Genomic DNA, 19860 nt, shown 5'->3' on the forward strand with positions numbered 1-19860 from the left:
TATTCAGTTCTTTCATAAAAATTTTATCGATGGCATTTCTACACAAATAGAATCCGCGGTAAAAAATAAGGCCACATCTGACTTGAGCAGATATGGCCTTGAATTGAGTGAGCTAGGGTAAGGTTAGAATATTAAGCCTTGACTGGAATACGCTCGAGTACGGCTAATAATAAGGTCCAATATTGGCCGACTGTGGTGATGTTTACCATTTCGTCTGGACCGTGTGGATATCGAATGGTGGGACCAATCGAGACCATGTCCATGTCTGGATAGGGTTTCTTGAATAGGCCACACTCGAGACCTGCATGGATCACCATGATCACTGGCTCTTTGTGGTAAATGTCTTGATAGGTTTCGCGCACTATTGCCATTACAGGTGAGTTGTTATCTGGCTTCCAGCCTGGGTAAGCACCGCTTAAATCGATATCGGCTCCGGCTAAGTTGGTCAGCGCAGTTAACATGCCTTCGACTTGAGTACGGCCAGAATCGATCAGCGAGCGGATAAGGCACAGGATAGTGACTTCTTCATCGTTAGTGCTGATAACGCCAACGTTGAGCGAGGTTTCAGTCACACCTTCGACTTCATCACTCATGCGGATCACGCCGTTCGGGCACACATGCAGCAAATCGATCAGGGTATTTTGGCTGTTTTCGCTCATCACACGTTTTGGCGTGGGGATAGTGTTTAACACTAAACGCATATCGGGATCGGCAATGGCGAGTTCGGTGCGGATAAGCGCTTCAAACTCAGCGACTTTTTCGTTTAAGGCGCTGACGTTTTCTTCTGGCAACATAAAGCTGATGTTGGCTTCACGTGGGATCGCATTACGCAGTGAACCGCCGCTAAATTGGGTCAACTCCAACGCTAAATCATCTGCGTTTTCAAAGAGGAAACGCGCCAATAGCTTGTTGGCATTACCACGACCTAAGTGAATGTTCACACCAGAGTGACCCCCTTTTAAGCCAGATAAGTGCAGGCTAAAGGCTGAGTAACTTTGCTCAGAGGCTTGCCACACCATAGGCAGGGTGATTTGAGCATCAACGCCACCGGCGCAGCCCATGTAGATTTCACCTTCTTGCTCTGAGTCGGTATTGATCAGAATATCAGCGTCTAACATGCCAGCCTGTAAACCGAAGGCGCCTGTCATGCCCGCTTCTTCATCTATCGTCAGCAGCACTTCTAATGGACCGTGCTTGATATCATCAGAGCCTAAAATGGCTAAAGCCGATGCCATGCCAATACCGTTATCTGAACCTAAGGTTGTACCCTTGGCTTTAACCCAATCGCCATCGACATAAGCTTCGATAGGATCTTTAGTAAAATCATGCACTTTATCGGCATTTTTTTGTGGCACCATATCGATATGAGCTTGAATAACCACTATTTTACGATCTTCCATACCCGGCGTCGCAGGTTTACGGATGATCAAGTTGCCAACGGCATCCTCAACGACGGCAAGTTGTTTGCTTTTAGCCCACGCTTGAATGTGCTGGCTTAAGGCTTGCTCATGCTTAGATGGATGGGGAATCGCGCAAATTTGTTCGAACCATTGCCATAATGGCTGCGGGTATAACTGACTTAAGGCTGTCACTTGAGTGTCCCTCATAAGGTCTTGTGGGTATAGGGCAAATTTGCGGCCATTCTACCACATTCTGTGCAGCCAAATAATCTCAGCGTCACAGGCTTTTGGTGAGCTGGCAGCCAAAGTTTCCAGTTCGATTTTTTCTGGGAGTGTCGGTACCACTTTTAGATTGGTAATTAAGCGATAGAGCGGGAATAATGCAGGCACAATAATGAAAAAGGATGGGTCATGTTTCAAGTTAACTTCGTTGATGTAAAAGCAGAAAATGCCATTTTTGATGGTGAAGGCTGGGATGCGGTTGTGGTGGTGACGCCCGATCTGGATTCTATCGGTTTTGATGAGATAGGTTTATTGGCTCAGCACTGTGCCCACGTGGATAAGCGCGTGGGTAAGAGCCCGACATTACTGTTTGCCCCAGGGCTTGCGGGAGGGCGTTTGATCATTGCCCCTGTCACCCAAGTGAATGACGAGTATGTGGACGTGCGAGTCTATGCCAATGCTGCAAGGGCGGCGATTGCCATTGCAAAAGACGCAGGTGCAAAACGTCCATTGTTATATGTAGTGCCATCGAAGGACTCACGTTTTAGTTTTGCCTCTGAAGTCGCAGCATTAGCCTGCGGTCAAGAACTGTGGCAAACCTTAGAGCTGCGTGAAGCGACTGGCTTAACGCCTGCATTTGAGGCCATAGGGTTATTATCTTCATCAACCCATAACAGCAATTTGCTCAATGCCTTAGAAGCGGGCCGCGTATTAGCGCGGGATTTGTGTGGTACTGAACCTGAGCGCATGTCGGCTAAAGCCTTTGCCGATTATTGTCTGCAATCCTTAGCGGGCAGCGTGATCAAAACCGCAGTGGTAGAAGACAGAGATATTTTAGAGCGTGATTATCCGCTACTCAGCGCCGTGGCGCGTTCTTCTTTTGCCGTCGGTCGTCATCAGCCTCGCGTGGTGAAACTAGAGTATCTGCCAGAGGGTCAAGTGACTCGCACTTTCCTGTTTGCGGGTAAGGGCGTGATTTACGATACCGGCGGCGCCGATCTGAAAGTCGGCGGCGCTATGGCGGGTATGAGTCGTGATAAAGGTGGCGCTTCTGCCGTGGCGGGTTTATTTAAAACTCTGTCAATGCTCAAGCCTAAAGGTATTCGAGTGATTGCCGAGTTAGGTTTAGTGCGTAACAGCATAGGCAGCGAAGCCTTCGTGACCGATGAAATTATTACGAGCCATGCGGGTGTGAGGGTACGAATTGGTAATACGGATGCCGAAGGGCGCTTAGTGCTGGCGGATTTACTGAGCCATTTACGTATCAAAGCCGTGTCAGCGGTGAAGCCTGAGATGTTTTCGGTAGCAACACTCACAGGTCATGTCGTACGTTGTTATGGCAGTTATCCTGCGGCGGTGGAAAACTCAGTAGCGAGTTCACAGCAATGCGCTGTCACTTTACAGCAGCAGGCGACTCAATGGGGTGAGCCCTTTGAAGTGTCTACATTACGCCCTGAAGACTTCGCTAAGATCCGCGATGTGTCAGGCGCTGCTGAAATATTATCTTCCAATAATGCGCCATCATCGATTACCGCCCGTGGACATCAATATCCCGCGGCATTTTTACTGAAAGCATCGGGGCTATTTGACCATGGTGTAACAGCCCCTATTCCCTTGGCTTACACACACTTAGATATTGCAGGCAGTGCAACAGAAGGTGATCCGCTCTACGGCAAACCTACAGCGAGTCCGCTGGTGGGCTTGTATCAATATCTGATCAATCGCTAACGATTTGTGGTAACAAATAGAAATAATTCTGTAATATCTTATTTATTAGATATTTACAGGGTTATTTCTGTTTTTCTGTGAAGCAGGTCGCCATTAACCTCACTATAATTGTGTAATTTAATTACATTAAAAAGCCTTAATCAAAAAAAATACAAATAAAGGTTGTAATAAAACTACAAATCCATATAATTACTTTCGTGGATTAGGCACTACGCCTTTCCTCTCTAGTCTATCCAGGATGGATATTTTTCTCCAAGGACCTGAGTGACAAGTCGTCTCAACGGATATGAGAATCTCTAGTTCCAAGGAACCGAGCCAAGCTTCACTAGAGTACTTAATCACAACTAATTTAGGAGTATTGACTATGTCTTATACAGGCAACAACCATATTTATTGGCAAAACACTTGGTTTAACACTGATGTTTTGCGTGGCGGTTTATTCGCCATGAGCTTTAAGGCCTAACCCTCCTTAAAGTTTGAGTTTCCATCATCCATCAACCTTTGTATCGCCTTTTTTGGCGTGTTTAGACTCAAGTAGCATATTGATGTTTTTGCATGAATATGCCAGGTTTTTCCCGCTAGCGCGGTAATGTACTTCCCCGAAAGGGACGCTTGAAATATGTCTTTGCCTGCTCATTGAGCAGGCTTTTTTTTGTCTTTTTTTCGCTTAAGCATTTAACGGTTTTGCCTGATGGCAATGAGCGTAAACGGTTCGTTTTAGAAGTGATGCGGTATGGACAACAAATGGATAAGGGGTTCAATATACAAGCTATCGGCCTATCGCTTGTGCACTTGTTACTCAGGGACTGTTTATGGACACTAAGCTGTTTTTTCAAAATGGTAAGTTAACACTGGATATCAACCCCAGTGAGATGCGAATGTCGCATTGGGTTTATGCGCCAGTGTTAATCAATACTGAAACGGCGGAAGTGCTTTTTGATTTATCAGGGAAGGGCTGGGATTTTCGGTCTGCAGAAGAAAATGGTGATGACATCATTTTAAAACTTGCCCGTTATCCTGATGCGAACAACGTATTTAGGCTCGTTCTGAATATATCAAAAGACCGAGCAAGCCTTAACGGTAATATTTTTTCAATTAATGATGTGTGTAAGGTATTAGAGGATATTGCCTAACAAGTGATATATGGATGTCTTAATTTTTATATATAAATCATAGCTTTTAATCTGCAAAGATATATGTGGCAAACCCTACCCAACTTAATAGTAAAAGCGTTATGGCAATCCAAGTCGCGGTGGTGAACTGACGTTGAGATTCGAATAACTCGTCTGAATCCTCTAGTTCATCAGTGTCATTAACTGTGCGAGATTTTGCTCTCAACTGTTGTTTACGTGCTTTATCCCGTTCGCGAGCTTTGGCTTTTTGCAGCTTTTTATATTCAGCTATGCCTTTTTCAATCCCTTGGGCAATGAGTTTAGTTTGCTCTTTGGTTTGGCCCGGCTTTTGGGTGGCTTTGGCTGCGACTAGTGCTTCTTGTTGAGTTTCTGTCGAGATAGTGGGTTTCATCTGGGCTCTGCCTAAATTAATGCGGCTGTGGCTAAAAGGTGATAGCTAAAAGGTGATAGCTAAAGTGTAAACGCAGCGATTATACCCACATTAGACCTCAAAAACGTAAGATGAATATCTTCTTTCCATTAAAAAATCAGTGGGTGTCCACCCTCTGGGGCGGGGATATATACGGGCTCGTAGTCCCATACTTCCCTAATGGTATCAACCGACAAAGCATCGGATGGCTTGCCTTCACTGACGATTCGCCCTTGTTTTAACACAATTAATTGATCGCTATAGCGCGCGGCTTGGTTCAAGTCATGCAGTACCACTATTACAGTGTAGCCTTGTTGGTGAGCTAAGTTTTGGGCTAACTCAAGTACTCTGTGCTGCTGGGCAAGATCCAACGCTGATGTTGGTTCATCCAGTAATAGTACGGGCGGAAACGTCGATTGCCTGAGTTGAGTTAAGACTCTGGCGAGTTGGACTCGCTGTTTCTCGCCGCCAGAGAGGGTTGGATAGCTGCGCTTAGCCAGATGGGTTAAGCCCACTTGCGCCAGTTGCTCGGCAACTAACGCATCACCATCTATATTACTGATAGTTAAGGGATATAAACCCATTGCTACGACTTCCGACACAGTGAAAGGAAAGGTGAGGCTGGCATGTTGCGGCAGTACAGCTAAGGATTTTGCCAGCTCGCTCCTAGGCCAATCCGCCAGCTGGCTATGGCCTAGTCGTATACTTTGCCTTGGTGTGCTGATTTCTTGGCAAAGGGCTTTAAGTAGGGTGGATTTACCCGCACCATTTGGTCCGAGTAGGGCGGTTACCGCACCCGATTGAAACTGTACATTAATATCACTGAGCACGGTTTTTGGGCCGATGTTGACATCGAGCTGACAAATGCTGAGCTCGGTGCGATCAAATTGCGCCTTAGCTGAATAAGTTGTCGATTGTGATGGTTGATTTGCAAAGGATGTTGCAGCCATGAAAACTCGCTTAGATTAGCTTACTGCGTTGTTGCAGTAGTAAAAAAATGAAGAAAGGCGCACCGATGAGCGCGGTGACGAGTCCAACGGGTAACTCGGCAGGCGGTAAAAAAGCGCGAGCACCGATATCGGCCAATGCCAATAGGGCTGCACCTAAAAGTGCGCTGATGGGCAGCAGTTGGCGATGATCTGGCCCTAACATCATGCGCACTAAATGCGGCACGACGAGGCCGATAAAGCCGATAATTCCTGTTGCAGCTACACTTACGCCAACCCCTAAGGCGCAAAGCAAAATAAGCCTAAGTTTGAGCCTATCGACATCTATCCCTAAGTGGCGTGCTTCGGATTCGCCAAGCAGCAAGGCATTGAGTGCCGCCGCATCTTGGTGAAATCGCCAACTCAGTAGCGCTAAGGTCACAAGACACAGACTGACATATAGCCACTGCGCACCAGCAATCGATCCCATTTGCCATAGGGTTAAGTCACGTAGCGCCATGTCGTTGGCAAGATATGTGAGAACACCTATTCCTGCGCCTGCCAGCGCAGCTATGGCAACACCCGACAAAAGTAATAATACGACCGATGTACCTGTTGGGCTGCTGGCGAGTCGGTAGACGATAAGGGTGGTCACTAATCCCGATGCAAACGCACTGATGGGGATCATCAACGGATTCGCGTTGGGTAGCAGCACGATACAGATGGCTGCGCCAAGTGCAGCGCCGGATGACACTCCGATAATACCGGGATCCGCTAAGGGATTGCGAAAAAGCCCCTGCATTACCGCGCCGCACTGTGCGAGCGTAGCGCCTACTGCTAACGCCAGTAATGTCCGTGGTAAGCGCACATTGTTGATTACCAGTTGCTCGTGGGGCGCAATATTGCCGATATTTTGCTGGGTAGCCCAATTGAACACTGCATTTAGGGCGTCGACAAAGCTGATGCTAACAGGGCCAGTGCTGACCGAGAGTAAGCCGCTTAGGGCTAACAGTGTGACTAGACTCGGCCAGAGCCAGCGGTTGAGGAACATCTCAAATATCCTTTCTATTTTTATCTGGGGTTAATTAGTGCTAACTGTACTCATCGCTGCGTTTGTTAATGGTTTTGCTTGAGCAATGTGCTGGCGAGCGTATCCGCGGCGCTTATGGCACTGATGCCTAAACCACCGAGAAGGGCTTGCGGTGCCAGTGTTTGAATATGGCCGTTTTCACCTGCTGGGGTATGGGCGAGTAGTGGCATCTCTTTCAACAGTTCTTGAGCAATTTGTGCATTAGTTTGATCTGTGGGTTTATCGCTACGCTTTGACAGCAAAATAATGTCGGGCTGCAAGGACAGAATCCCTTCTTGAGACATGCTTTTGTAGCCATCAAACTCGGCGATATTTTGTGCTCCAGACAGCTCGATAATAGTATCTGCGGCTGTGCCTTTACCGCCAACCCGTGCACCGCGGCCTTCTTGTAACAGCATGAAGAGAATTTTTGGCTGAGAGCCCGCATCGCGCACTTGTTGTTTTTTACCCGCTAAGCTTTGCAGTTGTTGATGTAAATCTTGTTTTAATTTAACCGCATGTTCTTGGCGATTGAGTAAGTGACCTAAGGTATCCACATTGTTCATCAGTTGTGGTTCATCATTTGTTGCGGGTAATTGCACGACTTGGATATTCGCCTGTTTTAATACCTTAAGTGTGGTTTCTGGTCCCATCACATCTGAACCGACAACCAGCGTTGGGGAGAGGGCAATAATGCCTTCGGCGGAGAGCATTCTGTGATAACCAAGCTTAGCCACATGGCTCAAACTTTCAGGCACATAGCTGGTGGAGTCGATGGCGACTAGCTCATTGCCTGCGTCGAGGGCGAGCACGAGCTCTGTGACTCCTGTACCTGCACTCACGAGTCTTATCTCTGGCTCGGCACTCAGTTCAGCGCTAAAAACGCTTGAGGATAGTAAGGTCGTAAGTGCTGACGTGAAAAAAATAATTTTTTTCAATGCTTTATATGTGCGTCTATGTTGATAACGTTGAGCAATGGAACCTTTGTTTACTGGTATTTTAGTTGCTTGAAACAACATGGTTAAACTCCTAATACAACTTGTTCGCGACAGGCTTAGATGCCGTTTTTTGATGTCAGACTTTTGCTTTCTCGTTTAAATGGCTGGTTCGGATACGCTAATGCTCCATCAAAATTTGTGTCTGACTGATGGACTGCGTCTGCAACAGTGCAAGCAGTTGCATCAAAGGTTCCACTGGCGCGGCTTTGTCGGCGGCAATGACAACCGTCGCCTTCGGCATAGTCTGAAAATGTGCAGTAAATTCAGTGGTAAAAGTGGCTAAGTCATCAAACTCTTTGCCATCAATAGCCCAATAAGGCGCTGTTGCCATGATATTGATGGCAATTGTTTGTTTGTTGTCGATTGCCGTGATAGCTGAGCTTGGGCTTTGTGGCACATCTACCGGCAAACTCAATAATTGGCTATTTGCCGTCAGTAGTAAAAACACCAGCACGATAAAAATAATGTCGATTAACGCGGTTAAATCTAGGCTCGGAAGTTGCTCAGGCGAAGCAATGCCAGCCTGCGATAAGAATGATTTATCTGCACTTATCATGTCTGTGGCTCAATTTGAGAATGGGGCTTGGATGCCAATTTTTGCTCGACGCTGGTTTTACTGACTCGGGTGAATGCATGGTAATGATTGGCATCAATTGAAATATCTTCGATACCCGCTAACCAGAGATTGAGTTGATTGAGCACATGCCCAGCCCGCAGGCATTGGCCTTGAGCCCAGATCCCAAAAAGATGGGCGGCGGTAATGGCGGGCACGGCGATCATGAGTCCGGCAGCTGTGGTGTTCATCGCAAGGCCTAGTCCAGCACTGAGTTGTGCTGGAGTGACGGGGCCTTGTGATTGCCCGAGTTGGGCAAACATTTCGATGAGTCCTAATACTGTGCCGAGCAAACCGAGTAGTGGACTAATGATGCCAATCACTTGTAAAACCTTGAGTCCGGCTTGCAAGTCGCGTTGTTGCTTAGTGAGCCACAGACTGAGTAATTCTTCCCTTAGCACTTTTGGCTGGTGGACTTGTTTGAGTAACAAGGTCGCGCCACGGGCGAGTAAATCTTGCTGTGCGCTGGTTTGCGCTAGCAGCGCGCTGACGTTTTCAGTGGTCGCCGCTGAGCTTGATTGACGCAATGCTTTTACCCATGCCTGTTTTTTGGGCCAGATTGACAGCAAAGTTTGATGCAAAAACAAGGCGCTACGTTCAAGGCAGATCATCAAAGCTAAAAAAGCACATAACAACAAGGGCCAAGTCAGCACGCCAAGCTGAGTCTGTAGGGTTGAAAAATCAGTTACGGGCATTAATCCTCTCCAATCTATTGAAAAAGTAGTTTTATATGTAAGTTAGTAAAACAAAAATCAGGCTAGTTGTGCGGTGGCTAATTCCCTACGAGCTAACTCTCCACTGGCTAACTTTTCAGTGGCAACATTGGGCCTGTTAGTTGAGCGCGAAGCGAATAGGCACTCTGACCTTATAATGACTCGCTAGCCTTTGCGCTGGCGCCGCAAATTGCCAGTTTTCAACTGCATCTAACGCGGCTTGATCTAACAGACTGAACCCTGAGCTTTTTACTAACGTCAGTGCAAGTTGCTCACCAAGTTCGTTAAACATCACTTCTATGGTTGCAGTTCCTTCTAGCCCTTTTTTACGCGCTATCTTTGGATAAGTCGGTTGCGGTGGCGCTGCAGCGAACAGCGGTTTGGCTAATTCCACTATGTTAGTTTGGGCACTGTCAGCTGTTGCACTGGCCACATTTGGGGTCGTTTTTGCATCAACTTCGGCTGCGTTAGCGATTAAATCCATTTGTGCAGTTTGGGGTTCTGTTTGTTGTTCAACGTGTTCGAGTCGCTTATGTGCTAAAACGCTTGGATTTAAAGCACTTGAATTTAAAGCACTTGGTTCTAAAGCGTTCGTCGCTAAAGGGTCCGTATTCGGATGATTGTTAGCCGTGGGTTTTGTTGCTGAAGATTTTTTGGCGAGTTGGCTGTCAATTCGTTGATCAGCTTTAGTTTTCGGGATAACCGCCTTATTGACAGATTCTGCTGTTGATACTTTTTGCGCTGTACTGTTTTTTTGCACTGTACTGTTCACAGTGGCTACTTTGGCGTCTGTTTGCTTGATGGGCTCTGCACTCGTGTTGCTTGCAGCGCTAGTCGCGGTAGAAAAATTAAGGGTGACAGTATTCGCGCTGGGAGTGAGCGATGCTTGGTTTACGCTCGATGATTGGGCGCTTGGCTGCATAGTCATAGCGGGTTGGGAGGCGATAACACCCGTCTGGATGGCAACCGTTAACGCGCCAAAGGCAAGATATCGTTTTGGTGTCACAGCAACCTCTTTTTCCAATGAAAGCCATTTTCCTAATTAAGATATCTCAATATAAACAAGATCGCAAATGATAATGATTTGCATTTGATCTATTTTGTTGTCTCAGGTAGAGTGCCTGCAATAGCTCGAATGAGCGCTTTAAAAAGCAGCTAAACCGACGATTTATCCTACTTTATGGGTACTGATTGCCTTGGGCTCGATCTGGAAGAGGCTCAATCTCGAAAGAGCCAAATCTGGAACAGACTTAATCTCGAAAGGATTGGCGTCTGGAAAGAGAGTCTAGGCTCAGTAATAAATTGTACGGAAACAGCTGAATATCACTTGAGGATGAAGAGATGAAAAAAAAGCCGTTAGTGATCGCCATGGCGATAGCACTGAGTGGTACGGCCCTAAGTTTTACGTTAGCGGCAGAGGAAAGTGTTAAGCCTGTTGTTCAACAGGATGCGGATAAAAAACTGGTCACAACAGAGTTTGATGAAGTATTAGTGAGTGCAACACGCATCAGTGAAAAAGCCTCCGAAACCAGCCGTAGCGTGGCAGTGGTGGATGAAGAGCAACTTACGGTCGCCCAAGCATCATCAGTTGCCAATGCCCTTAAAAATGAGGCGAATATTACGTTGACCAATGGCCCAAGAGCTTCATCTCAAGGGGTTGAAATCCGTGGTTTAAGTGGCGATCGTGTGTTGCAAACAATTGACGGCGCAAGACAAAATACCAGCTCTGGTCACAGAGGTACCTACTTTATGGACCCTGAGTTGCTCAAATCCATCGAAGTGCTGCGCGGCCCTGCCAGTAGCTTGTGGGGCAGTGGTGCCCTCGGTGGTGTCGTAGCGCAGAATACTAAGTCGGCACAAGATTTTTTAGCGCCAGATGAGACCTTTGGTGGCTATTTCAAACAAGGTTATGAGACCAATGGCTCCCGCACTAAAACCAGTGGCGCTATCTATGGTCAACAAGACAGCATCGATTGGTTACTCAATGGTTCCTATTACGATTCAAACAATATAAAAACTGGTAATGACGAAACTCTAAACAACAGTGCATCCCAAGGCAGCAGTGGTTTAGCTAAATTCGGTTGGCAAGCCGACGAGGCATCACGGTTAGAGTTATCTGCAAGAGCCAGCAAAAACAATGAATTAGTACCGAGCAATCCTTCTGCTGCTGTGAGTAGTTCAGTGCCTTTGGTGCGCCGCAAGACTGACGATAAAAACCTCACCCTAAACTACAGTCTCAATCCTGCTAATAACCCGTATCTGGATACTAAGATGCAAGTGTATTGGAACAGTACCGACTACGATGAAGACCGTATTACGAAAGGTCAGCAAGACAGTACTGAGTTCCGCACTGTGGGGATTAACCTTAATAACAGTTCGCGTTTAGGCAATACTCTGTTGACCTACGGGGTCGATGGTTTTCGCGATACCATAGAAACGACGCGTGATGATTCGGGCCAAGTGGGCCAGCGTCCAGATAATATCGATGGCGAAACCACAGTATGGGGCGCTTTTACGCGGGCAGATATTGAGTTGACTAAGACGTTAAATCTTGATGCGGGTCTGCGTTATGACAGCTTTAAAAATGACAGCCATAATCTCAACTTATCCTCAGATGACAATGAGTTATCACCATCGCTTGGCTTGGTGTGGCAGACTCAGCCTTGGTTGACCTTAAGCGCACGTTACGATCAAGCCTTCCGCGCACCTACGGTAGAGGAAATGTTCTCCAGCGGCACCCATTATTGTATCCCGCCAATCCCCGGATTTTTACCCCAAGGTTTATGTAACACCTTCGCGGTGAATTCGGATCTAAAAGCAGAGACTGCGCGCAATAAAGAAATCAAAGCGGACTTACGTTTCAGTGAGTTAGCGGGTGATGATGAACTGGCGCTAACGTTTAACGTTTTCCGTAACGATGTGGACGATTTTATCGTGCAGCAAGTGTCTAATCCTTGGCGTGGCATTCCTGGATTCGAGCAAACGACCTCATGGAATAACGTTGAAGATGCACGTTTAACAGGTTTTGAAATTAGCGGTCGTTACCGTATTGGCCAAACTCGTTTAGCGATGAATTACGGCCAAACCCATGGCGAAGATCGTCAAACGGGCGATGATATAGAAAATATACCCGCCAATAAGTTCAATGTCGATTTATCCCAAGGCATTATGGAAGGCGACATGAAACTCGGTACTCGCGTCACTTATGTGGCGACTCAGTCGAATACGCCTGACGGCTTTAAAGTGGCGAAATACGACGATTACACCCTATGGGATGTGTATGTAGCGTGGGAGCCGACTATGGGCGCGATGGCGGGTGTGAGAGTGGATTTCGCAATCGAAAATATCGGTGATGAGAAGTATCAACAGGCGTGGCAAACCTTGTATCAACCGGGTCGTAATATGAAGTTATCGGCGCGCTATATGTTCTAAGCCACTCAATAGTCACTACCGCTGGAGACAGTAAAATGAAGATGACACTCGATACCGAGCTCAATGTCGCGCCAGATTTAAACTCTGAGCAACGTCAGCTAAGTGAGCAACAGGCGCAATTGCGACAACGATTTGAACAACAAGCTGATTTAATGCCAGCGCAGCTCGCCAGTGAATTAGGCATTGCCGAGCTCGAAGTGGTTGCAGCGCTGCCGCCCGAACAAGTGGTGTTTGTTCCGTTAACTCAGCTCGATACATTACTGCAAGCCTTACCCAAATGGGGAAAGTTAACCACTATTGTGATGTTATCTGGCAGCGTATTTGAATTTAAAGGAGATTTCCCCGAGGGAAAATACGCCCACGGTTATTACAACCTCTACAGCAAGGGGGACGGTTTGCATGGTCATCTCAAATTAGATGCCATGAGTGGTATCGCTTTGATCAGCAGACCTTTTAGAGGCAGCGAGAGCCATTCGATTAACTTTTTCGGCAGTGAAGGTGAGGTGGTGTTCAAAGTGTATTTAGGCCGTGATAAACAAAGAGCACTGTTTCCTGAGCAAGTTCGCCAATTTAAAGCGCTCGCGACAGCCTTTGCCTCGGTGCAATCACACCTCTGAATTGCAGCATTAACAAAAGTATTAAGGAAAACAGTAAATGAAGCCTGAAATTACCGAACAAGAACAGCGTTTAAGAGACAAACTCTTACCCGAAATCGAAGCCTTTAAACAGCAGCGCGAGACCTTGCAACTAGCCACCATTGGTACAGATGGCCAGCCGAATGCGAGCTATGCGCCCTTCGCACTGGCAGATGATGGTTTTTATATTTTGGTGAGTGACTTAGCCCGTCACGGTCATAATTTAAAGCACTCATCTAAGGTCTCTGTGATGTTAGTTGAAGACGAAACTGCGGCCAAATCGGTTTTTGCCCGCAAGCGTTTAACCTTCGATGCGATTGCCGAGGCAGTGCCCCGCGATACGCCCGACTTCAGCAAAGGTGTTGGTGTGTTATCGGCACGTTTTGGCGAAATGTCCGATAACCTTGCGGCGTTAACCGATTTTAACTTATATAAGCTCGCGCCTCATCAGGGTCTTTACGTCAAAGGTTTTGGCCAAGCATTTAGCCTGAGCGGCGCAGAGTTGTTAGATGTGGATTGGAAGCGCGATGGCCACCACGGCACGCCAAAAACGCCGGAAAACAAGCAAGTCGCTTAAGCCGCGTCAAGCTATTGTAATAAAACAAACCCGCACTCGCTGCGGGTTTGTTTTATGCTTTTCTTTTGAGTAAAACCACACAGCCCTTGAATTCCACTGCAAGAGGTAGCATCTCACTTATATGCTTTAAGTCATGCTGCGCGGCTAACGGCTGCTGATGATCCCATTCATGCTGATGTTATATTTGAATTGCCTTACCTACCTCAAGGATGCCACCCGTGACCGAGCCTACAGCTGAACTCGCCAAATCTTCCGAACCCATTAAAGCGGGGGCTGAGCCATTGCCCGAAAAGTTAATTCCAGTCACGTCTACAACAAGCGCTGATACATCAAAGGCTAAATGGACCTCGGCGCAGCAAAGATCGGTATTGCCTTGGATTATGGGTTTTCTTAAACCCTACAAACTGAAAGTTGTCGCGGCGATTATCTGCTTGATGATAGGGTCGCTCGCTTGGTTATCATTGGGCCAAGGTGTGCGCTTGATGGTCGATGAAGGCTTTGTAAGGGATAATGCGCAGCGGCTGAATGAAATCATACTGTTAGTGCTCGGGATTACCGCCGTCAGTGGCACAGCGGTGTTTTGCCGCTTCTACTTGATGACTTGGCTTGGCGAGCGGGTCAGCGCCGATATTCGTCTAACGGTTTACAATCAACTACTTAAACTCTCTCCCGCCTTTTACGCTAAGGTACGCACTGGTGAAGTTATCTCCCGTTTTACCGCCGATTCTACTTTGCTACAAACTGTGGTGGGTTCGAGTCTGTCCATGGCGCTGCGCTCTAGCGTAACTGTGCTTGGTGGTTTAGTCATGATGGGTATCACTAGCGTTAAGATGACATTGCTGGTGTTGTTGGCTGTGCCCTTAGTGTTAGGGCCGGTGATCTTTTTTGGTCGCAAAGTACGTGTGTTAGCACGGGAAAGCCAAGATAGGGTTGCTGATCTCGGCGCTTATGTTGATGAAACACTACATGAAATTCATACGGTACAAGCCTATGGGCATGAAGATAAAGACCGTAGCTTGTTCAATCGCCGCGTCGAAGATGTCATGTCTGCGGCCAGTGGCCGGATCCGTTACCGTGCCTTATTGATCTCAACCGTGATGTTTTTAAGTATCGCCGCAATTGCTATGGTGACTTGGGTCGGTGCCCACGATGTGATGGCGGGTAAGATGACGGGCGGTGAGTTATCTGCCTTTATGTTTTACGCTGTGATGGTTGCGGGCGCAGTGGCGACCATTAGCGAAGTGATAGGCGAAATTCAGCGGGCTTCTGGCGCCGCCGAACGTTTAATCGAACTGGCTGAAACACAAGTGGATATTCCCGTTGCAACTCATCCTGTGAGTTTACCCGCCAAGGTCAGTGGTGAGTTAATGATTGAAGGGCTCAATTTTGCCTATCCAGAGCATGATGCCTTAGTGCTAAAACAGCTCAATATGAGCATTGCTGCGGGTGAGCGGGTCGCCTTAGTCGGGCCAAGTGGCGCGGGTAAAAGTACCTTGTTCCAGTTATTGCAACGCTTTTATGTGCCTAGTGCTGGCAGTATTCGACTGGAAGGTATTGATATTGCTAATCTTCTTCCGCAGGAGTTGCGGTCGCAGTTTGCTCTAGTGCCGCAGGACTCGGTGATTTTTGCGACCAGTGTGCTTGAAAACGTGCGTTATGGTCGAGTTGATGCGACTGAGCAAGAAGTGATAGATGCTTGTATCGCGGCCCGTGCCCACGAGTTTATTAGCGAATTTACTGGCGGTTATCAAACCTATTTAGGCGAGCGTGGCGTGCGGCTTTCTGGTGGGCAAAAACAACGTATTGCCATTGCGCGGGCGATTTTAGCCGACAGACCGATATTGTTACTCGATGAAGCGACCAGCGCTTTAGATGCGGTGAGCGAGCAGAAAGTGAAGCAAGCGTTGGACGTATTGATGGCGGGTAAAACCACCTTGATTATTGCCCATCGCTTATCGACAGTAATCAATGCCGATAGGATTTTTGTGTTTGATAAGGGCGAGATTGTCGCCAGCGGTCGCCACCAAGAGCTGATGCAATCTAATGCGTTATATCGTGAATTTGCCAGTCTGCAATTGTTAACCGAAGAGGCCAATGCCAGCGCCTTGAATGAGACCATTTAGGTAAAATAAAACCCAGTCGCTAGCTTAAACACTTAAGCTCGGTCACTGGGTCTTTTATTGTGCTTTTGTTGCTAAGCTCTGTTACTCAGCTTTGTCTTTAAGTACGGCACTTTAAGTGCGGTCTCTAAGCTTTATCTTTTAGCTCGCGGCGCAGAATTTTACCTACGGTACTCTTAGGTAATTGCGCCATAAATTCAATCACTTTTGGCAATTTATAGGCGGTTAACTGCTCGCGGCAATAGGTTAGAATGGCCTCTTTAGCCTGTTGATGATCTTGGCTATCATCCTTTAGTACGATAAAGGCTTTAACCGCTTCGCCCGAGTGTTCATCTTTTACTCCCACCACGGCGCATTCGATCACACTTGGATGGCTCGCTAGGACGTTTTCCACTTCGTTGGGATAGACATTAAAACCTGAAACTATGATCATATCTTTTTTACGATCAACTATTTGGTGGAAACCTTCCGCCGTTGCTATGGCAATATCCCCAGTTTTGAAGAAGCCATCTTGAGTCATAGCATTGGCGGTTTCCTGCGGATTATTCCAATACCCCCGCATGACTTGTGGGCCGCGTGCGGCTAATTCTCCGGCCGTACCTAAGGGCACTTCAATGTCGTTTTCATCTAAGAGTTTAACCTCAGTGCCAATCACCGGTTTACCAATAGTGCCTAGTTTTTGATAACCGGGTGCATTGAGTGAAATCACCGGCGAAGTTTCAGATAGCCCATAACCTTCACTGATCATGTTGCCTGTCGTCTGTTGCCAAATGTTGGCCGCGGCGGCCGTCAGTGCTGTGCCGCCAGAGATGGTGATTTTTAAATGGCTAAAGTCGAGTGCTTTAAACTCGGGTTGATGGCAAAGGGCGACAAACAGAGTATTGAGTCCTGCAAATCCAGTGAAGGGATATTTGGCGAGTGTCTTAATTAAGCCGCTAATATCCCGTGGATTTGGAATTAATACCGAGCAGCCGCCACACTCGAAATACAGCACTAAGTTCACCATAAACGCATAAATATGGTAAATCGGTAGCGGTGCAACGAAGATATCTTCCCCTTCGGTGATCACGCTCGCGATGCGGGATTTTACCTGCGCCGCATTAGCGAGCATATTGCCGTGGGTCAACATGGCACCTTTAGATAATCCAGTGGTGCCGCCCGTATATTGCAACGCCGAGAGGTCGTCGAGATTTGAGATAAATCGGCTAAAGGGGAGGTCTGCGCCTTGTTTTAAAATTTGGCAAAACTCCACATTCTTCAGGCCTGTCTTAGGCTGTACGTGCGGATCGATCAAATCTAATGGGTGGGTTGAAATGACATATTCTATTTTGGTGCTGTCGATGACTTTGGCTAAGGTCGGTAATAGATCGGATAAAACCACGATCGCTTTGGCACCAGAATCATTGAACTGATGGATGAGCTCGCGCTCGGTATATAGGGGATTAGTGTTAACTAAAATAAGCCCAGCCCTGATTGCGCCGTAGGCCGCGATGACAAATTGGGTGATATTAGGCAATTGAATGGCGATGCGATCGCCAGGTTTGAGTGTGGTCTTATTTTGTAAATAGGCGGCAAAGTAACGAGAATCGCGTTCTATCTCGTTAAAACTGCAGGTTTTACCGAGACAGGCATAGGCGGGTTTATCACCGTAACGCAGGCTGGTTTTCTCGATCAGATCGACCAGTGATGAGTAGTTTAGTTTGAGTTGAGAGTCTTGATCGTATGCCATGCTGAACTACCTCAAAGATGATGTTTATTAGTTGTTATTATTTTGGAGTTAAACAGGTGTTTAGATTAGAGGGTGTTAGTACTAGAGGTCAATGCTTATCGCGAAAAACATCTTTATGCCAATAACGGTATCTTTATGTAACAAATAGTATTTTTACTCTAAAGCTGAGTGCTTAACTATAGCTTAGTTATCTTAGAAGCTTAGTTATCTAATGAACCACAAAACCTAAATAAGAGTTGAGGGAAAGACAATTTAAAATTTGTAACCGTTATGTTTCTAAGGATTAAGATTGAATGTGCTCAATTTGCTTTGTCTATGCGCCGTTTAACGGGGAAATTTTCAGCTTTGTAGGTGTTTGAGGTTTGATTCCGATGTATGAGACGTTAAAGATCAGGTTGTCTTTGGGGATGAATTTCTGCCTTTAACCGGCGCTTGGGTTGATTCCTCAAGCGCCGATTGGGTAGTTAATTTGATGATGACCAATGTTACGGTAACTCATATTAAGCGCTAAAAGCCCAGTGCTAAGGACTGAAGAATCCGGTTTCTTGGCTCACTTGTTGTGTTGGTTGTTTAACATCCGTCACCGAGAATTGGATCATTTTGCGCCCCGAGGGAATGGCATCCTTATCGGCTAATACTGTGACGGGATAGTCCACTTGTTCACCCGCTGCCAAGGTAATAATAGGATCGGCAATCAAGCTAAAGGGCATTTCACTGTCGACGGCGAGTTGATACTGCTTAGTATCTTGTGTCTTGTTGCGGATCTTCAGCTGATAGGTATTTTCAACTTTATTATCCGAGGTTTCACGGTACAAGCTTTGGCGATCACGGATCACGTTAAGCTGGATCTCGCTGCGGCTATTTAAGTCTAACCCTATGACGATAAACATGATAATGACCGCTGCACCGTAGCCTAAGAAACGCGGCGAGCGCCAATAGGAGTAATTCACTCCCTTAAGATCATTTTCACTCATATAGCCGATAAGATTCTGCTTGTAATCGAACTTCAACATAGTCTCATTACAGGCATCGACACAGGCGCCGCAGTTAATGCACTCATATTGCAAACCGTTACGAATATCTATCCCTGTTGGGCACACTTCGACACATAAATTACAGTCAACACAGTCACCTAAAGTATGGTCATCTTGATTGTTCTCTTGTTTACGTTTGCGAGGGCCACGGGCTTCACCGCGCTGTGCATCATAGGTCACGGTTTTAGTGTTGGCATCGAACATCACAGCTTGGAAACGTGAATAGGGGCAGCAATGTAAGCACATTTGCTCGCGCATCCAGCCCGCATTGAGATAAGTACAAATGGCGAAAAACCACACCCAGCTTGTTACCCAGAAGCTGGCATTACCCGTCAAGATGTCCACATAAAGTTCGCGGGCGGGAATAAAATAACCGATAAAACCACAGCCAGTGAGCAGAGCTGTTAGACCCCAAAGTAAGTGTTTTGCACTTCTTTTACCGATTTTACTGCTAGTCCAAGGGGCTTTGTCGAGCTGCTTACGTTTATTACTGCTGCCTTCGATGCGCGTTTCTATCCACACATAGATAAAGGTCCACGCCGTTTGTGGGCAAAGGTAACCGCACCAAACACGGCCCCAAAATACGGTAATGAAAAACAAACCGAAGGCGGCGGCGATAAAAATCCATGCCAGCAAGGTAAAGTCCTGTGGCCAGAGCGTGATACCAAAGAAGAAAAACTGTTGTTGGCTGATATCTAACAGTATTGCTTGGCGGCCATCAATAGAGATAAACGGCAGGGCGAAAAACATCACGATCAATAGGCTATTCATCATGGTTCGCAGGCGCTGAAAATCACCTTTTTGCTCACGGAAATGGATATTGCCAGAGGGGAGACGACTCTTTGCTGCGGTTTCAGTAGAGAGGTTTTTAACCGGAATGTGTAGCTCTACTGAGGCAGGTTTCGCGCCCACACTCTTATTTACACTTGGAGAATTTGGGGTAACTTCGCTCTTGGGCATAAAGGGTCCTAACGGCTTAAATAAGATTCGCCTCCCTATAGCAAGCGCTAGGCCAAGTTTTAATTGGCTCAACATCATGATATTTATAATTATTTTGTGATTGGAACTAGATGCTGATCACGATATATCACACATTGGCGATATATCGCGTTTTTAGTGTGC

At 46.8% G+C, this 19860-nt stretch carries 16 protein-coding genes; 6 read left to right on the plus strand and 10 right to left on the minus strand.

Annotated features, from left to right (window positions below; all coding sequences use genetic code 11):
- Positions 1–131: 131 nt before the first annotated feature.
- Complete coding sequence (locus L5M49_RS06470; protein WP_263203128.1) at positions 132–1592, minus strand: aminoacyl-histidine dipeptidase; 1461 nt, start codon at positions 1590–1592, stop codon at positions 132–134.
- A gap of 219 nt (positions 1593–1811) precedes the next feature.
- Here L5M49_RS06470 and L5M49_RS06475 point away from each other — a divergent pair, with 219 nt between their 5' ends.
- Together L5M49_RS06475 and L5M49_RS06480 are read left to right on the plus strand one after the other, a co-directional pair.
- Entirely contained in the window at positions 1812–3350 is a 1539-nt protein-coding gene (locus L5M49_RS06475) for a leucyl aminopeptidase family protein (RefSeq protein ID WP_263265669.1), read from the plus strand.
- 812 nt (positions 3351–4162) lie between these two features.
- Entirely contained in the window at positions 4163–4483 is a 321-nt protein-coding gene (locus tag L5M49_RS06480) for a hypothetical protein (protein ID WP_105252983.1), read from the plus strand.
- A gap of 46 nt (positions 4484–4529) precedes the next feature.
- Here L5M49_RS06480 and L5M49_RS06485 read toward each other — a convergent pair whose 3' ends face one another.
- The 7 genes from L5M49_RS06485 to L5M49_RS06515 form a co-directional block, all read right to left on the minus strand.
- Entirely contained in the window at positions 4530–4874 is a 345-nt protein-coding gene (locus tag L5M49_RS06485; protein ID WP_113939881.1) for a DUF2956 domain-containing protein, read from the minus strand.
- A 128-nt stretch (positions 4875–5002) separates the two neighbouring features.
- Positions 5003–5842 carry a heme ABC transporter ATP-binding protein gene (locus tag L5M49_RS06490; RefSeq protein WP_263265670.1) on the minus strand — a complete coding sequence of 280 codons (840 nt, stop codon included), beginning with the start codon at positions 5840–5842 and terminating at the stop codon, positions 5003–5005.
- Between the two features lie 10 nt (positions 5843–5852).
- Positions 5853–6869 (minus strand): FecCD family ABC transporter permease, encoded by a 1017-nt coding sequence (locus L5M49_RS06495; RefSeq protein ID WP_028761552.1) that lies wholly within the window; start codon positions 6867–6869, stop codon positions 5853–5855.
- A 65-nt stretch (positions 6870–6934) separates the two neighbouring features.
- The gene (locus tag L5M49_RS06500) at positions 6935–7906 is read right to left on the minus strand and encodes a hemin ABC transporter substrate-binding protein (RefSeq protein ID WP_263265671.1); all 972 of its coding nucleotides are present in this window, start codon (positions 7904–7906) and stop codon (positions 6935–6937) included.
- A 97-nt stretch (positions 7907–8003) separates the two neighbouring features.
- The gene (locus L5M49_RS06505) at positions 8004–8441 is read right to left on the minus strand and encodes an ExbD/TolR family protein (protein ID WP_168824988.1); all 438 of its coding nucleotides are present in this window, start codon (positions 8439–8441) and stop codon (positions 8004–8006) included.
- A complete protein-coding gene (locus L5M49_RS06510) occupies positions 8438–9193 on the minus strand; it encodes a MotA/TolQ/ExbB proton channel family protein (protein WP_263265672.1) in 756 nt (251 codons plus the stop codon). Before L5M49_RS06510 ends, L5M49_RS06505 begins: the two co-directional genes overlap by 4 nt.
- A 136-nt stretch (positions 9194–9329) precedes the next feature.
- Positions 9330–10217, minus strand: a complete 888-nt coding sequence (locus L5M49_RS06515) for an energy transducer TonB (RefSeq protein WP_263265673.1) — start codon at positions 10215–10217, stop codon at positions 9330–9332.
- Positions 10218–10552: 335 nt separating this feature from the next.
- On the opposite strand from L5M49_RS06515, the gene L5M49_RS06520 reads away from it, so the two are divergent.
- The 4 genes from L5M49_RS06520 to L5M49_RS06535 all read left to right on the plus strand — a co-directional run bounded on the left by L5M49_RS06520 (position 10553) and on the right by L5M49_RS06535 (position 15978).
- Complete coding sequence (locus L5M49_RS06520; protein ID WP_173246402.1) at positions 10553–12643, plus strand: TonB-dependent hemoglobin/transferrin/lactoferrin family receptor; 2091 nt, start codon at positions 10553–10555, stop codon at positions 12641–12643.
- A 35-nt stretch (positions 12644–12678) separates the two neighbouring features.
- Complete coding sequence (gene hutX, locus L5M49_RS06525) at positions 12679–13260, plus strand: heme utilization cystosolic carrier protein HutX (RefSeq protein ID WP_375539963.1); 582 nt, start codon at positions 12679–12681, stop codon at positions 13258–13260.
- Between the two features lie 37 nt (positions 13261–13297).
- The gene (hutZ, locus tag L5M49_RS06530) at positions 13298–13855 is read left to right on the plus strand and encodes a heme utilization protein HutZ (RefSeq protein ID WP_173246400.1); all 558 of its coding nucleotides are present in this window, start codon (positions 13298–13300) and stop codon (positions 13853–13855) included.
- A 218-nt stretch (positions 13856–14073) separates the two neighbouring features.
- Complete coding sequence (locus L5M49_RS06535; RefSeq protein ID WP_263265674.1) at positions 14074–15978, plus strand: ABC transporter transmembrane domain-containing protein; 1905 nt, start codon at positions 14074–14076, stop codon at positions 15976–15978.
- 124 nt (positions 15979–16102) lie between these two features.
- Here L5M49_RS06535 and L5M49_RS06540 read toward each other — a convergent pair whose 3' ends face one another.
- Positions 16103–17704 carry an AMP-binding protein gene (locus L5M49_RS06540; protein ID WP_263265675.1) on the minus strand — a complete coding sequence of 534 codons (1602 nt, stop codon included), beginning with the start codon at positions 17702–17704 and terminating at the stop codon, positions 16103–16105.
- Between the two features lie 521 nt (positions 17705–18225).
- Positions 18226–19698 (minus strand): cytochrome c oxidase accessory protein CcoG, encoded by a 1473-nt coding sequence (gene ccoG, locus L5M49_RS06545; RefSeq protein ID WP_263141619.1) that lies wholly within the window; start codon positions 19696–19698, stop codon positions 18226–18228.
- Positions 19699–19860: the final 162 nt, after the last annotated feature.

The organism is Shewanella sp. SM74 (assembly GCF_025653725.1).
Taxonomy (GTDB): Bacteria; Pseudomonadota; Gammaproteobacteria; order Enterobacterales; family Shewanellaceae; genus Shewanella; species Shewanella oncorhynchi.

What these genes read in the sequence shown, in the direction of transcription:
- L5M49_RS06485 (WP_113939881.1), bottom strand. Translation starts at nt 4,874, where the DNA reads ATGAAACCCACTATCTCGACAGAAACTCAACAAGAAGCACTAGTCGCA.
- L5M49_RS06500 (WP_263265671.1), bottom strand. Translation starts at nt 7,906, where the DNA reads ATGTTGTTTCAAGCAACTAAAATACCAGTAAACAAAGGTTCCATTGCT.
- L5M49_RS06490 (WP_263265670.1), bottom strand. Translation starts at nt 5,842, where the DNA reads ATGGCTGCAACATCCTTTGCAAATCAACCATCACAATCGACAACTTAT.
- L5M49_RS06495 (WP_028761552.1), bottom strand. Translation starts at nt 6,869, where the DNA reads ATGTTCCTCAACCGCTGGCTCTGGCCGAGTCTAGTCACACTGTTAGCC.
- hutZ (WP_173246400.1), top strand. Translation starts at nt 13,298, where the DNA reads ATGAAGCCTGAAATTACCGAACAAGAACAGCGTTTAAGAGACAAACTC.
- L5M49_RS06480 (WP_105252983.1), top strand. Translation starts at nt 4,163, where the DNA reads ATGGACACTAAGCTGTTTTTTCAAAATGGTAAGTTAACACTGGATATC.
- ccoG (WP_263141619.1), bottom strand. Translation starts at nt 19,698, where the DNA reads ATGCCCAAGAGCGAAGTTACCCCAAATTCTCCAAGTGTAAATAAGAGT.
- L5M49_RS06540 (WP_263265675.1), bottom strand. Translation starts at nt 17,704, where the DNA reads ATGGCATACGATCAAGACTCTCAACTCAAACTAAACTACTCATCACTG.
- L5M49_RS06505 (WP_168824988.1), bottom strand. Translation starts at nt 8,441, where the DNA reads ATGATAAGTGCAGATAAATCATTCTTATCGCAGGCTGGCATTGCTTCG.
- L5M49_RS06510 (WP_263265672.1), bottom strand. Translation starts at nt 9,193, where the DNA reads ATGCCCGTAACTGATTTTTCAACCCTACAGACTCAGCTTGGCGTGCTG.
- hutX (WP_375539963.1), top strand. Translation starts at nt 12,679, where the DNA reads ATGAAGATGACACTCGATACCGAGCTCAATGTCGCGCCAGATTTAAAC.
- L5M49_RS06475 (WP_263265669.1), top strand. Translation starts at nt 1,812, where the DNA reads ATGTTTCAAGTTAACTTCGTTGATGTAAAAGCAGAAAATGCCATTTTT.
- L5M49_RS06520 (WP_173246402.1), top strand. Translation starts at nt 10,553, where the DNA reads ATGAAAAAAAAGCCGTTAGTGATCGCCATGGCGATAGCACTGAGTGGT.